Source organism: Singulisphaera rosea (assembly GCF_054877945.1).
The window spans coordinates 127417-142002 of the sequence record NZ_JBTYIP020000010.1 but is presented as its reverse complement, the minus strand read 5'-3'; the positions used below and the strand labels follow the sequence as shown (position 1 = coordinate 142002).

Below are 14586 nucleotides of genomic sequence, written 5' to 3'. Positions count from 1 at the left end.
AACTTTGGCGACGCGGCCGTCACCCCGATTATAGGGAGGGCGACCAAGGGACCGCGTCGACATCGAGGTGGCGTCCCGCGTTACTTCGCAGGGGAGGCCTCGGGTGGAGCGGCGGTGATCGTCCCGGCCCTGGCCTCCGCGAAGTCCAGGAGCCGTCCGGGATCACGCTCGCCCCGAGGGTTCCCGCCGGGCTCGAAGAGGATGGTCAGGTCGGCGACGTCGCGATCGAGACGTCCGACGATGAAGGCCGAATTCAAAGGGTCGAGGCACTTGTTCGAGGACGAGAGCCGGTATCCCTCGGGAAGCCAGGTCGAGGTGTCCGGGAACCGGACGGCGATCGAGACCTCGCACTCGGGCAGCCCGAGGACCTCGAATCTCCCCCGTCGATCGACCTCCGCCCGGAGCAGGCCCGGGGCGCCCTCGGTCGAGGCCATGACCGTGGTCTTCGCGGGGATCGCCTTCCCGTCCGAGAACACGACCCGGCCTGCGAGCCGACGCCCTGCCCTGACTTCGAGATCCCCGAGCTCCACGGTCGTCCCGTCGGTGCCGCTCTTGAAGCGTCGAGGGACGAAGGCCCCCTGGTCCTTGAAGCTCCCCGTGGTCGCTGCCAGCGACATCGCCCTGGCGGCCCCCGCGTGGGGGAAGAGGAATCGGCCCTGGGCGTCGGTCCTGGTCTCCAGGTAGATCGGGGATCCCTCCCAGTCTCCGGCGGCTTGCTGGAGCGTGATGGGGATGTCCGCGACCGGCTTGCCGTCCCGAGCCAATCGGCCTTTGACGGCGACCCCAACCCCCAGCCTGAGAGGGCGAGGGACTAGCCCCGACGACTCGATCCGAAACAACGCCGCCGCCAGCCCCTCGGCCTCGACGCGAACCCAGAAATGATCAATGAGAACCTTTTCAATAGTGAACGCGAACTCCCCCTTGGGGCCGGTCCTGATGCGTTTCTCGCGAGAGGAGACGTCTTGCGGCACGAGCCAAGCACCTGGCACCGGATCGCCGTTCGTCCCGACGACCTTGCCCTTGACGGCCACATCGCGGTGGATTGGCGGGGGCTCGGATCGGCTGCTCGCAATCGGCCTCGAGGGCTTGGAACGAGGGAGGCCGAACTGATCCTCCAACGCCCCCTCGAGGTCATCTCGCCCTTCGAATTTCCCGACGAGCGTTCCGTCCGTGGCGATCACGAAGGTCGAGGGCCAATTCAAGATCTCATAGGTCTCCGCCGAACGTCCCGAGCCTTTCTGGCCCAGGCCGCCACCAACGGGGAGGGGCCTTGAGCGGGCCTGGGGCTGGTCGATCAGCACGCGGAAGGGTAGGTCGGCACCTCCCCAATGGGCTCGCTGGATCGGCTCAATGGCCTTTCGGTAGTCCTCGGCCGAGGTGATCGAGCCGTCGTGTAGCGCGAGGATCACCAGATGCTTGTCCTTGAATCTTTTGTGTAACTCCATCAGGAGAGACATCCTCTCGATGCAAGGGCCACTCCAGGCGGCCCAGAAATCGAGGACGACCACCTCGCCGCGGAAGTCGGCCAGGTTGACCGGCCTCCCTTCGAGGTTGGTGGCGTCGATCTTCGCCGCGGACTGGCCGATCATCCGGAGGCTCGCAAAACTCTCGAGCGTGATGTCGGGGAGCTCGAGCGGAGCCTCACCGGGGGAGACTTCGATGTCGACCGAGCGTTGCAACGTCAACGATTCGAAGCCGATCCTGTAGCGACCGGCCGGGAGTCGGGTTTCGAGGCGGCGCTTCACGTGGTCGGGCTCGTTGGCATTCGGATCGGGCAGGATCCAGTCCTGCCACTCCTCACGGGCCTCGCCCGTCGCATCCAAGCGAGTTGCGAACCAACGCAGGGAAACCTTCGGGTCGTCCCTGGGGGCCTCGATGACCCGAGTCTGGACGAGTCGCGTCGGCTGGAGGGCGATATCGAGCGGCTTTCCCGGGTCACTGGTCGGGACGACCTGAATCGCCTGGAGGGTGAAGTCGGGCGAGGCGAAGTGGAGCTTGGTCCGGTTGCTGCCGAAGCGCGGGAAGACGCAGGTGAAACGGCCTTCGGCGTCGGTACGGTCGGCATTCTGGTTCCCGGGCAAGGAGCTCATCCACCAGCTCCCCTTGGCGACTCGGATGCTGTACGGGCTGTTGAGTTTGGCGGCTTCCTCCTCGGAGAGGGCCCCTCCCCCGCTCAGCACGATCCCCTCCCAGGGTCGGATGTCGTCGGGGCTGATCGGTCGCCACGCGCCGTTCGGGGATCGGGCCTCGAAATACTTCCCGATGCGGCCGGGAGGGATGACGACCCCCTTCGCGTCGCGGAACGGCTCCGGACGCTCGCGGATGTCCTCCGGCCGAGGGGATTCCCAGGTATCGTTGAGCCGCCGAGGGCTGCTTCCGATCCAGGCCTTGGCGAGGGGACGACCTTTGTCGTCCCGGACGATCCCTCGCACCGTGATCGACTCTGGAGAGCCGGGCATCGTTGGTTTTGCAGTGGGCTCGGGTGCGACGGCCAGCACCTTCTTCGCAGCCACCTGATTGGGAGCAGGCGCATCTGACTCGGATCGTGCCAGCGCGGCCGCGCCGGCGAGCGCAAGGGCGACGAGCAGCGTCGTTGCCAGGGCGGCGCCCAGATTGAGGAGTTTCATCGTCCGCAAGACCTCCCACGCGAGGCCGGCGGATGCCGGCGACGCGCCGGCCTTGACGGCCTCGCTCCCTCGGATGGTGAATTGGACGGCGGCCCTGGTCGTCGCCTCGATCCACGACGGAGGCATGGCCGTCGCCGTCGAGGAGGAGAGACCCAGCCCGAGGGCCCCGGAGGCCGGGGCGATGCCCCGGGCGGTCAGGCGCACCTTGAGCTTGGCCCGGCCTCGGGCCAGCCGGCTCTGGACGGTCCCGAGCGGGATGCGGAGCTGTGCGGCGGCCTGCTCCTGGGTCAGGCCCTCGAGGTCGCAGAGGACGACGGGGCCTCGGAACGGTTCCGGGAGTCGGCCCAACTCCTCGTGGAGTTCGGCCCAGCGGTCGGGGTCGAGATCGGCTTGGCGGTCCATTCGTCCTGCCGCGATCTCGCCGCCTCGGCGCTCGTTGACCCGCCGCCGGGCCGTCGCAACCCGAGACTTGGCCGCGACGCGGAGCGCAACGCCATGCAGCCAGGCCCCGACCGACTCGCGTCTGCCGATCGAGTGGGCGCGAAGCGCCAGGACCAGGAACGTGGCCTGTGCGGCATCCTGGGCTGCGTGCTCGTCTCCGAGGACACGCCGGCAGGCCCGCAGGACCATCCCGCCGTGGCGGTCGACGATCGCCGCGAACGCTGCCTCGCCAAACGTCTCTTGCCGGGGGCGATCGGCGAACCGGCCGAGCAACTCTCCGTCGGTCAGGCCAGAGCCCGAACCCCCTTGTTGGAAGAGGGCCTCGACCTGCTTGAGGACGCTCATCGTCGCCTTGTTCGCCATCAATCCCAACCCTCACTTCGTCGTCATTTGCACGAGAGTGCCCGGTGGGCCCCCGATTATTCCCGGAATCTTCGAATTCCGAGATCCGCAGGGTTTCGAGAGAGGCGCTAGCCTCGCTCCGGGTCGATTGGAAAGACCCCTCGCCCTCGGACGAGGGACCGGGGAGAATGGACGACGTCGCCACCTCGGAGGGACCTCGACCCCGGAGTTAGGCTCGCGACTAGGTTTGGACATGGCTAGAAGCGTTTTCAACACGGATGAACTGCGGCTGAGGAGCCTCTTGGGATGTCAGGGATTGACGCCTTGATTCGCGAGGGCGTGGGCACTCGTCAGGATCAGCCACCCGCGTCGGCCGAGACGGACTCGGGGGATGGGTTCTCGGCCTGGGTCCTGCGGGGACCGCTCGCCTTGTCCTTGCTCGGGCTCGTCGCGGTCCAGCTTGCGACGTGGGTCCCGCACTACCTCACCTGGCCATTCTGGGCGGATCACGACGTCCACGGGACGATGGCCCGGGCCTGGGATCTCGGGAGGTTGCCTTACCGCGACATGCGGTGCAATAACTTTCCCGGCTCGATCTATCTCTTCTGGGCGCTGGGGAAGGTGGCCGGCTGGGGGCGGACCGTCCCCTTCTATGCCTTCGATGCGGGGTTGCTGATCGCGCTCGGCCTGTCGCTCTTCGCCTGGAGCCGGGCCCGGATCGGGGCGATCGTGCCGGGGTTGGTCGGGTACCTCACCTTCCTGAGCTATTACCTGGGGCTGGACTATGCCCATACCGGCCAGAAGGACTGGCACGGGCCCTGCTTCGCCGTCCTGGGCCTGCTGGCCGCGGAGGGGTGGAGGGGCCGTGCCGGGCGCCTGGCCTCGGCCCTCGCCTTCGCCCTGGCGGTGACCTTCCGACCCCAGACGGTGCTGTTCCTGCCGGCGCTCGTGCTGGCGGTCGACGAGTCGGCGCGTCGGCCGGGAGGGCCGTGGGCGGACACGGCCCGGGCGCTCGTGGAGTGGGCCGTCGCCTTCGTCGTCTTTCTCGCCCTCGCGTTCCTCCCGCTCGTGCTGGCGGGGGTCGTCCCCGACTTCGTGCGCGGGCTCCGGCTGGTCGGTTATGGGAGCCGGTATAACCAGGTCACGGTGTCCAGGGCGTTGACCGGCTGGTTCTTCCAGGTCATGCCGATGCGCCTCGCTTTTGTCCCCGCGGCCCTCCTGATCCTCGGCCGGTCGGCCGGCACCTCGATGAGGAGGATGGCCCTGACCTGGGGGACGGCCCTGGCGGGAGTCACCTTGTACAAGCCGTTGAGCCCGTTCCCGCACTCGTACCTGGACATCCCCTTGACGCTGGTCTGGTCGATCAGCCTGACCGCCGTCGCGTCGCTGGTCCTGACGTTGCGGCGGCCGTCGCCTTCGCTCCAGTTGGTGGCGATCCTGACGATCCTCTCCCTGGGGACGACGATCCGCCCGTACAACTGCATCCTGGGTGGGGCCTGGCGAGCGATCGCGATCCTCCGCCAGGGCGGGATCCCCGAAGCTCCGCCCTACGGCTATCGGGCGGGGACTGTCGCAACCTCGGCGTACTATCCCTGGCGCGATTACCGGGCTGTCCTGAACTATCTCAGGGAAACGACCTTGCCCGCGACCCGCGTGGCCAACGTCCTCAAAGGGGATCCGGCACTCACCGCGTCCGTCGACCGACCTTCGGCGTTCCCGGCCGAGTCCTTGGCGTGGCTCCGCATGGTAAACGCCGAGGATCAGCCCCGATTTGCCGAGGCCTTGCGGCAATGTCCCGACTCGGTCGTCGTCTGGTCGCCCGGCGAGGTCGGTCCCGACCCGACCTTCGACATCGGTTTGATCGAGCAGACGGTCCGGGCGCATTATCAACCCGAGGCCAAATTCGGGGCCATCGAAGTCTGGCGAAGGAAGGGCGAGGCGCGTCCCGGGGCTCCGTCGCCTCACGATCGACTCGGAGCCCGTAGGCGAATTCGCGAAGGCGATCTGGTGCACGAGGAGGGTTGACGGGAGGTCCGGAATGCTCCCCGCCCGCCGTTCCCTGCCCTATCTTCGGACGGTCCGAACGTCCCGGCCGACCGTGCCGGGCCCCGGATCGGCCGCGAGTCGAGCTCACTCCCGTCGAGAACGGCTCGAGGATCGTCGGCCTGACCTCGACGCCGGATCGGGCTTCGGAGCCGGGTTCAAATGGGCCTCGAGCGTCTCGATGAAGCCGTCGAGGTATCGGCGCTTGGATGGCTTGAAGATCATCAACCACCAGCGCTGCCGCCCGCGCTTGGCCTCTTCGAGCCAGTACAAGACCCGGTCGGGGCTTGCCTTCGCGATGACCCATTCCGCTTTGAGCTGGCCTTTTAATTTGTGCGACATCGCACCCTCATCCTCGATGGAGTCCGAGCCTTAAGGATTCGTCGCTAAGTGAGTGACCGAGAGACGAGGTGCCCTGCCGATTCCACCCGTGACGATGACGCGACGGACGGAGCCGGACTCACCGAATGGTTCAACAGACGGAATCCGGTGTGGGGCGAAACTTAATCGTATTCGCAACCAATCCGGGTGTCCATAGAAATGTCATAATCCTTAATGCCGGCCAAGTCCATGCCGCATTGCTCAGGCTACGTGGAGCCCCTGCCGCGCGGCTCGTCGAAGCTGTCCTGAAAATGGACGGACAGCTGCCGAGGTTTGTCGCTTCCCCGGGCCGATCCTCAGGGAATGGCCGAGAGGGTCACGCAAACATAGGAGAACCCCGCCACCAAGATGATCGCCGAACCGATCCGTTGGAGCGTGATCGAAGGCGATATGTCCTCGACACCGAATGTCCTCGACACCGATGCTGAAGCCGAGGATCGCCAGGAGGATCATCGGCTTCGGCAGGCCCTGCAGGAGATCGAGCAGGCCTCCGGCGAAGCCCATCCCGTGAAAGAGCCCGAGGACGAAGGCCGCAGCCAGTCGGCTTCGACCTCGGGAAGAGTCCGGCCTGAACAGGTTCTGGATCGCCACGAAGACGATGCTCCCCGCGATCACCGGCTCGACGACCCATTCCGGGACGCGTATGAGATCCAGGGCCGTCAGCGTCAAGGTGATCGAGTGGGCCAGCGTGATGGCCGTGACGACCTTCACCAAGTCTCAGAGTGTCTTCGCGGCCGAGGACAAGGAGGCTGATGAACAGGAGGTGGTCGTACCCGCTCTGGATGTGTTGGACGCCTCGACCGAAAAAGGTCGCGAGCACCGAGAGCATCCCCGACCAATCCCTTGGTTGCGTTGGGGCTTGGGAGGTCGTCGGTTCGCTGCCGAGGGCAAAGTCCAGCCGGTACGACGATTGATCGAGATCACGATCCTGGGTGACGATGCGGATGCCTGGATCGCGTGGGCGCAGGCAGTTCACCAGATAGACGGCGATCTCGGCCTGGTGATGATTCTCGATCATCGGCCGGTGCTCGAGTGCGCCGGGAGGCACTTCCGCCTCGAATTCGATCAGGCGGATAAGGCTGGGATCAGAAATGTGGGAATGAAAGACGATCCGCAGATGGCGCCGATGGACTCGGGTGAAATCGGGGAGGTCTTGCGTTTCCTCTGTGGTAAGCGGCATCCGCTGTGGATAAGCGTTTCTTGTGGTGCTCGTGTTGTTGTTGTTGTTGTTGTTGTTGTTGTTGTTGTGAGAAGCCGAGGATTGAAGTGACACGGGTTTGAGGTGGGCTGATAAAATATATTAAACCTCTGAACTGAGACGAGAGTATCCAAAATTAAGATTGTCGAGGTCCGCGAGCCGGCCAGATCCGCCCGGTTGTTTACCTCGGCCGCATCCAGGATAATCCTCGTCTCGCAAATCGATTCTTCCAGGATCCCCGAGGCCGAGACATGGCACACATTGCCCTGCCCGAAGGCGCCCCCGGTATTATCGGCCCGATGGCCGCCTATCCCGAGACTGCGAAGCACCTGAACAATCTGGCCGAGGTCCTGCTCCGAAGCCCGTCTTCCCTGACATCTGCCGAGCGCGAGACGATCGCGGCGTATGTCTCGGCGGGCAACGAATGCCGATTCTGCTGCCAGTCCCACGCCGCGGCCGCGCGGGCCCATTTCGGCGAGCAACGCAACGTGGTCGACCAGGTCCTTGCCGAAGGGGTCGACGCTCCGGTTTCGCCCAAGCTGAAGGCCTTGCTCACCATCGCCGACAAGGTCCGGCGCGACGGCCGTCTGGTCCAGCCCGAGGACGTCGAACGCGCAAGGGCCGAAGGTGCGGACGACCGGGCGATCCACGACACGGTCCTCATCGCCGCGGCGTTCTGCATGTTCAATAGATACGTGGATGGATTAGGGACTTGGTCGCCCGAGGAACCCTCGGCTTACGTCGAGTCGGGGATTCGCCTGGCCGAGGATGGGTACGCGAAGTTTGACTTCAGCAAGATCAAGGGCGAGTGGCCGGCGGAGTAGACCTGGCGGAGGCTCGGGGGAAATCCGGCTCGGGATGAACGGGATTTCCCCCGAAAACTAATCACGCTCGCGTGCGGCGAGGACGGTCGCGTGGCGAAGCCCTTGATCGGCGACCGAGACCGCTCTCACGCCGGGGACCCACTCCGTGATGAGTCGGGTGGAGACGTGGCCCGGGGGCATCTCGAGGAAGAGGCTTGCCCCGAGCTCGCGCGTGACTTCGAGGGCGTCGTACCAGCGGACCGGATGGGCGACGCCGGTCGCGAGGTCCTGGCGAATGGCCTCGGCGTCGTGGAGCGGGCGGGCGCCTCGATTGCTCACGTACGGGATCGACGGCGGCTTGAAAGGCAGCTTCGCCAAACGTTCCCCGAGGCGATCCGCGACGGGCTGGAGCAGCGGGCAATGCGATGGGACTTCGACGGACAGACGCTCGGCGCGGCGCGCACCTGCCTGACGAGCGGCGGCCGTCGCCTTCGCGAGCGCCGCGTCGCTCCCGGCGACGACGATCTGCCGAGGGGTGTTGACGTTGGAAAGGTAGACCGGGAGCTCGCCCGTCCGGATCGGTTCGAGGATGCTTTCCACGCGAGCCTCGTCGAGCCCCTCGATGGCCGCGAGGCCATAACCGCTCGGGAAGGCCTCCTCCATCAGCTCGCCTCGCGCGCAGACGAGCGGAAGGGCATCGTGGAAGGAGAGCGTGCCGCAGAGGACCGCGGCGGCGAAGGCGCCGATCGACATGCCGACGACGGCGTCGGGACGGACCTGTTCGGCCATCAGGGCCCGGGCCGTGGCGACGCCCGCGATCAGTAGTGCGGGCTGCATGACGGCCGTCGAGTGTAGCGCTTCCGCGGTGTCGAAAGAATTGACGTTGATGCCGAGGACGTCGCTCGCCTCCTCGATCGTCCGCGAGACTTCGGCATGTCGAGGGAGTTGATGGAGGAAGCCCTCGCTTTGCGCCCCCTGCCCCGGGAACACGAAGGCGATCGTCATGACACCCCCCAAAAGACAACGCGCGGGCCCGCGACCCAGGGATCGACCATAAGCAGAGGACCGTCCGGCGTGCGCACGAGCACCCGCGCCGGCATCGTGGCGAGTTCCGCGAGGGAGACTCCGCCACTCGGCGTCTCGAGAAGCACGTCGACCCGGGCCGGGGCGGCGGCCTCGGCCAGCGCGGCCCGCAGGTCGATGACTTCGACGGGCCCAAGCCGGTGGCCCTGCCAGAGAATCAAGTCGAGGTCACTGGAAGACGTCGCCGTCGCCACTCCAGTCGCGATTTCGAAGCCGACGCTGCCGCCAGGGCCCCACCGATTCCCTCGCCTCGTCAGGATCGACGCCACTCGGTCCAGCGCGGCGAGTGCCGGCGCCTCGGCCTTACGCCCTCGCGCGATCGTGCGTCGCCGGTCGGTCAACTCCTCGGGAGACAGCCGCTCGGCGATCTCGGCGACCGCCAGCCAGGCGGCGAATCGTTCCTGGCGGGCCTGGCCGCGTACGCCGACGGGCAGCAGGCCGTCACGGGCATGGTCGCGGCGGACGACCACCCAGGGGGCCCGCTTCAGGGCGGCCTCGACCCATGACGGCTGCGGCACATCCGCCTTCAGAGCGATCGGCTCTCGCAGCCGGATCAGGTCATGAGTCTTGGGGAGGAGGCCGGGCCTCATGGTGCGTCCCATTGCTCGGCCAATCGCTTCCGGACCTCGATCGAGGCCGCGCGATTAACCTTCGCCTCGGCGTTGTCCAGCCGGCTGGTCAGGTCGCCGGGAGCGTTGCGGATGTCGGCGATCGCCGAGATCACCCGCTCCTTGACCTTCGCGACCTGGGCGGCCATCGGGGTGTCCGCGTCGATCCCGGCGATGAGCTCGTGAAGCAAGCCGAGCTTGGCGAACTGCCGGACGTCGTACGCCATCGGGATGACGATCTTGCCGAGTTCGTCGAGTTCCTCGACCGTCCGCCGAGTGACCCTCGCCGCCGATTCCTTGCGCATCGCCTGGATGACGACCCCGGGATCATCCAGCGCCAGCAGCCGGTGGGCCTGATCGCCATGCGCGAGGAGGCCTCCGGATAGGGCCGTGCCGACGATCAGCGCGACGACGGGATGGCCCGCCATCCGGGCCGTCGCATAGGCGTCCGCGGCCGCGGCGAGGGACAGGTGGATTCCCAGGAGTGCCTCGATGCGCCCGTAAGCCTGGCTCTGGACGTCGACGATGGCGACGATCGGGCGTTTGATTCCTGATCGATCGGCGGCGATTGCTTCGCGGACTTGATGGGCGAGCCCCCACCCCTCCTCGAGTCCGAGCTCGCCGTGCCGGGCACGGGGAAAGCGATTCCGAGGGTCTGGCACGATGGCGAGGAGCCTTACCCGCTCGCCTCCCCAGGTCGCATCGGCGACGGCCACGCTCTCCAGGCCGGCGTCGACAAGAGGTGCACCTTCTGCCAATGCCTGGAACCACGTCCGACCTCGGTTCGAAGGCGGTGTCGTGGTGCTCATGACGTCTCTCCGATTGGCCAGAGTCGCCGCAGCGCGGGCCCGTCCGGCGGCGCCGCCGGGTCAATTTTCGCCAGGCGGCTCCTGAACTCCTCAACCCGCTCGCTCCGGTGCCGGGCGGGAACGCCTCGGGCCGCCAGGGCCCGGATGGCCTGCCGCAGGGCTACGGAGTCGTCCTCGATCAGCGCATCGGCAAACCCGGTCTCGTATCGCTGCTCGCCGCCGATCAGGCTCCAGATCAGGTGCTTGTCGCTGGCGTCGAGCTCGTCGATGCCGGCCTCCTGTTCGATCACTTCGGGCCCGTTCAATTCGAGCCGTGCCTGCGGGAACATGACCAGATAGCTGCACAAACCGGCGGCGATCGACATCCCGCCGAAACAACCGACCATGCCGGTGATGACGCCGATAACCGGCACGAGCCGGCGCAGCGCGATGATCTCGGCGTGGATCTCGGCCACCGCGGCCTCGCCGAGATTGGCCTCCTGGAGCCGGACGCCTCCCGTCTCGAGCAGCAGCACCGGAAGGATCGGCTTGCCGGCTTCGCAGTCTCGGCGGGCGAGCGCGAGGGCGGCCGCGATCTTGCTGGCGGAGACTTCCCCCATGCCGCCCCCCTGGAACGCCCCCTCGATCGCCATGATCACGGCGGGTCGGCCGGAGAACATCCCGCGCGCGATGATGACGCCGTCATCCGACTCGGGCACGACCCCCTGGAGCGGCAGCCAGGGGGATTCCAAGCGGTCGAACGGCCCGAGCAGCTCGCGGAAGCTGCCGGGATCGAGGAGAGCTTGCGCCCGCTCGCGGGCCCGCTTCTCGATGACGCTCTGGCGCGACAGGAATCGTTCGCGGATCGCCCTCGTGGCCGGGTTATCGCCGCGATTGGTGTCCATCATGAACGCACCTCCTCCGCGGCCTGTTCGAGCCGGAGCGTCACGGTCCCGGGCGTCGCCCCGAAGTCGTTGATCTCGATCCTCGCCGCATACTCGAAGCGAGAAAAGAAGCGGTCGAGGACCGCCTTCCAGACCTGGCCATAGCCGTCGACGCTGGTCCTCACCCGGACCTGCGCATTCGATCGGTCGGAAGGCTCGATCAGCACCTCCAGGTCGCCGGAGCCGACGACGCCCACGTGAGCCCGACGCGTCAAGGGCTGCTTCGATTCGTATTCATAATTCAGTGTTTCCATGAGGGTGCTCCTATCGCGATCCTCGTCCGAGTCGATCGAGGAAAAGGGTGACCGCCAGCAGGTCGGCGCTCCCGCCCGGCGAAGCCCACAGGGACATGAGTTCGTCATGCAGCCGTTGCAGGCGCCCGATGCCGGCCGGCGTCGCCGTCCCGCCCGCGTCGAGGACGGCCCGAGCACCCGTCTTGGCCGCGTTCAGCGCCTCGAGGCCGCCGCGATGGAGCAGGCAGGTGTCGTCGAGGCGGGACATGATGGCCATGAGGGCGTCGAGCCTCGCGCGGTCTTCGGGTACCCCACGAGCACGTGCCGCGCAGAGTGTCGGGTGGCCGACGTGGATCGCATGCGGGAAACCCGCCTGCGCCTCGCTTCGAGCACCGCCCGCGCCGAATCTTAGGCGGACCCGCTCGCCGTGGCTCGACGGCAGGGGCGGAGCCAACCTGTCCGGCAGGCGTGCGAGGTCGGCCGCCGCGGTCGCGATGCTCGTAGGATTCGTCTCCGAACGGTGCCTGGCGGTGGCGGCGACCAGCAAGCCGAGCGCCCAGATCGCGCCTCGGTGCGCATTGCTGCCGCCGGTTTCCGTCAGCATCCGCCGTTCCATGTCGCGTCCAATCCGCCCGATCTGTTCGCGAAGCCGCAGCGGGGATCTCTCGAAAGCGGCCGCCCTCGCGATTTCGGCGAACCCGCTCTCCAGGCATCGGGCGGATCGTCGCAGCCGCGCCAGGTCGAGATCGTGATGAGCCCCGTTACCCCTGAGGTCGACGAGCGCCGGCTTCGGCGTCAGCTCGGCTTCTTCGATGAGGACGGAGACGGCCAGGGTCGACAGATTCGCCGCGCAGAGATCGCGCTCGTCGATCTCGTGAACAACGTGGACCTGGCTGATTCTCTCAAGGAGCGGACTCATGAGCGTTCACCAACTCCGGAACCTTGGAGGCGGTTGGTAGAGCCCGCCGGACCAGGCCACGAGGTCGTCGATGCTTCGCGCCGCCAGGAGGCTTCGCCGGGCGTCGGTCCGCCGGATCCCCAGGTCTTCGGGAGTCGCCACGACGCCTCGTGAGCGCAACTCGGCGGTGCGCTCTTTGTCGGCTCGCAAGCCGATGTCGGTAACGCCGGCGATGCTCGCGATGGCCGCCTTGCGTTCCTCCAGGCTCTCGGTCTTGCACAGGTAGGCGATGCCCTCCTCGGTCACGACGTGCGTGACGTCGTCGCCGTAGATCATCACCGGCGCGATCGCCATCCCCGCCTTCTTGCCGACCGCGATCGCGTCCAGGGTGTCGACGATCGACTGTTGGCCCCCTTTGTGGAAGGTCTCCACCACCTGGACGACGAGCTTGCGTCCCCGCGCGGTGTCGCCGGTTTTCGGGATCATGTCGAGCCAGGCGGGGCTGGGGTGTCGGCGGCCTCGTGCGTCGCTGCCCATGTTGGGGGCGCCCCCGAAGCCGGCGAGCCGCCCCCGAGTGACGGTCGAGGAATTCCCCTCGGCGTCCATCTGGAGCGTGGATCCGATGAACAGGTCGACCCCATACTGCCCGGCGAGTTGCGCGAGCACGCGGTTCGACCGCAAGCTGCCGTCACGCCCCGTGAAGAACACGTCCGGGCGGGCGCGGGTGTAGTCTGCCATCCCCACCTCGCTGCCGAAGCAGACGACACTTTCCACCCACCCGCTCTCGATCGCGGGGATGAGGGTGGGGTGCGGGTTCAGGACCCAGTTGCGGCAGATCTTGCCGCGCAGGCCGAGACTCTCGCCGTACGTCGGGAGCAGCAGCTCGATCGCGGCGGTGTCGAAGCCGATCCCGTGGTTGAGCGTGGTCACGCCGTGGCGCTCGTAGATCCCCCGGATCACCATCATGGCGATCAGGATCTGCACCTCGCTGATCAGCCTCGGGTCGCGAGTGAACAAAGGCTCGACCTGGAAGGGTCGGTCCGCGGTGACGACGACATCGACCCAGGACGCCGGGATGTCCACGCGCGGCAGCTCGTCCACGACCTCGTTGACCTGCACGACGACCACCCCGTCGTGGAACGCCGTCGCCTCGACGATGGTCGGCGTGTCCTCCGTGTTCGGCCCGGTGTAGAGGTTCCCCTGCTTGTCGGCCTGCTCCGCACAGACCAGCGCCACGTCGGGCATCAGGTCCACGAACATCCGTGCATACAGCTCGACATAGGTGTGAATGGCCCCGAGCTCGAGCGTCCCGTCCTCGAGCGCCTGAGCCAGACGAACGCTCTGGGGGCCGGCGAAACAACAATCGACCTTGCGGGCGATCCCGCGCTCGAACAGCGTCAAGTGCTCCGGCCGGCTGATGCTCGAGATCAGGAGATGCAGGTCATGAATCTTCGTCGGATCGACCTTGACCAGCGAGCGCGAGAGGAAGTCGGCCTGCTTCTGGTTGTCACCCTCCAGGGCGATGGCGTCGCCGGGTTCGAGGAGCGTCTGCAATGCCTCGACGATCGCCCCAGATTCCAGGAATGGTCCCTTCATCCACGGAGCGACCCTCGCCAGGCGAGCCGCCTTCCTCGCCCTCCGTCGCGACCAGTGCTCGGCCTGGCCTGTGGACTGAACGGGAGTCGTCATCCTGGTCTCCTTCTGCCACGGTGTTGCCGCAACCAGGCTGGACGAGCTGAGGCGGCCTCTCGTCAGAATCGGATAAACCCGGGCCCGACAGGGATCTGCCACGGATGGAAGACGAGACATTTTAGCCACGGATGAAACACGGATGGAACACGGATGAGATGAAGAAAGAGAACGATCAACAGATGACGCAGATGGACGCAGAAAATTAATTTGACTATCTGGTGAGTTTTATCGAATTTCCAATCCGTGTCCATCTGCGCCATCTGTTGATAAATTCTTCGATCCTTTGATTCATCCGTGTTCCATCCGTGTTCCATCCGTGGCCAAAAAATCCTTCGCCCGTCCGTGGCGGATCCAGGCTCGATCCATGACGAGTCGAATTGGGTGTTGGAGAGTCACGAAGAGGATAACTTCCCCGTACCCCCGACGGTCCGGAGTTTTCCTCGGCCGGGATGTTCATGGGGTCCAACTGTGCTGGATTCCTCCCCAAACATTTCGGCCTTGGGGA

At 66.5% G+C, this 14586-nt stretch carries 13 protein-coding genes; 3 read left to right on the top strand and 10 right to left on the bottom strand.

What is annotated here, in order from left to right:
- Window positions 1-80 precede the first annotated feature (80 nt).
- Complete coding sequence (locus ACYOEI_RS18560) at window positions 81-3431, bottom strand: sigma-70 family RNA polymerase sigma factor (protein WP_462851039.1); 3351 nt, start codon at window positions 3429-3431, stop codon at window positions 81-83.
- A gap of 285 nt (window positions 3432-3716) precedes the next feature.
- Between ACYOEI_RS18560 and ACYOEI_RS18555 the strand changes: the two genes are divergently transcribed.
- Entirely contained in the window at window positions 3717-5435 is a 1719-nt protein-coding gene (locus ACYOEI_RS18555; protein WP_462851038.1) for a hypothetical protein, read from the top strand.
- A gap of 105 nt (window positions 5436-5540) precedes the next feature.
- On the opposite strand, the gene ACYOEI_RS18550 is transcribed toward ACYOEI_RS18555, so the two are convergent.
- A complete protein-coding gene (locus ACYOEI_RS18550) occupies window positions 5541-5795 on the bottom strand; it encodes a hypothetical protein (RefSeq protein ID WP_462851037.1) in 255 nt (84 codons plus the stop codon).
- Between the two features lie 240 nt (window positions 5796-6035).
- Entirely contained in the window at window positions 6036-6545 is a 510-nt protein-coding gene (locus tag ACYOEI_RS18545) for a HupE/UreJ family protein (RefSeq protein ID WP_462851169.1), read from the bottom strand.
- On the opposite strand from ACYOEI_RS18545, the gene ACYOEI_RS18540 reads away from it, so the two are divergent.
- Window positions 6526-7104 carry a hypothetical protein gene (locus tag ACYOEI_RS18540; protein ID WP_462851036.1) on the top strand — a complete coding sequence of 193 codons (579 nt, stop codon included), beginning with the start codon at window positions 6526-6528 and terminating at the stop codon, window positions 7102-7104. The two genes, ACYOEI_RS18545 and ACYOEI_RS18540, sit on opposite strands and share 20 nt — an antisense overlap.
- Before the next feature lie 179 nt (window positions 7105-7283).
- Window positions 7284-7856, top strand: a complete 573-nt coding sequence (locus ACYOEI_RS18535; RefSeq protein WP_462851035.1) for a carboxymuconolactone decarboxylase family protein — start codon at window positions 7284-7286, stop codon at window positions 7854-7856.
- A 57-nt stretch (window positions 7857-7913) separates the two neighbouring features.
- Here ACYOEI_RS18535 and mdcH read toward each other — a convergent pair whose 3' ends face one another.
- Genes mdcH through mdcA form a run of 7 tightly spaced genes read right to left on the bottom strand, consistent with a single transcriptional unit; the run spans window position 7914 to window position 14078 of the window.
- Entirely contained in the window at window positions 7914-8840 is a 927-nt protein-coding gene (mdcH, locus tag ACYOEI_RS18530) for a malonate decarboxylase subunit epsilon (RefSeq protein WP_462851034.1), read from the bottom strand.
- Window positions 8837-9520: a malonate decarboxylase holo-ACP synthase gene (locus ACYOEI_RS18525; RefSeq protein ID WP_462851033.1), complete on the bottom strand. Its 684-nt coding sequence runs from the start codon at window positions 9518-9520 to the stop codon at window positions 8837-8839. The genes mdcH and ACYOEI_RS18525 overlap by 4 nt, the downstream gene beginning before the upstream one ends.
- Entirely contained in the window at window positions 9505-10335 is an 831-nt protein-coding gene (gene mdcE / locus ACYOEI_RS18520; protein WP_462851031.1) for a biotin-independent malonate decarboxylase subunit gamma, read from the bottom strand. Before mdcE ends, ACYOEI_RS18525 begins: the two co-directional genes overlap by 16 nt.
- Window positions 10332-11219: a biotin-independent malonate decarboxylase subunit beta gene (locus ACYOEI_RS18515; RefSeq protein WP_462851168.1), complete on the bottom strand. Its 888-nt coding sequence runs from the start codon at window positions 11217-11219 to the stop codon at window positions 10332-10334. The genes mdcE and ACYOEI_RS18515 overlap by 4 nt, the downstream gene beginning before the upstream one ends.
- Window positions 11219-11512, bottom strand: coding sequence for a malonate decarboxylase subunit delta (locus ACYOEI_RS18510; RefSeq protein WP_462851030.1), 294 nt, complete (start codon window positions 11510-11512; stop codon window positions 11219-11221). The genes ACYOEI_RS18515 and ACYOEI_RS18510 overlap by 1 nt, the downstream gene beginning before the upstream one ends.
- A 10-nt stretch (window positions 11513-11522) precedes the next feature.
- Window positions 11523-12410: a triphosphoribosyl-dephospho-CoA synthase gene (locus tag ACYOEI_RS18505; RefSeq protein WP_462851029.1), complete on the bottom strand. Its 888-nt coding sequence runs from the start codon at window positions 12408-12410 to the stop codon at window positions 11523-11525.
- A gap of 6 nt (window positions 12411-12416) precedes the next feature.
- A complete protein-coding gene (gene mdcA / locus ACYOEI_RS18500; RefSeq protein ID WP_462851028.1) occupies window positions 12417-14078 on the bottom strand; it encodes a malonate decarboxylase subunit alpha in 1662 nt (553 codons plus the stop codon).
- Window positions 14079-14586 lie beyond the last annotated feature (508 nt).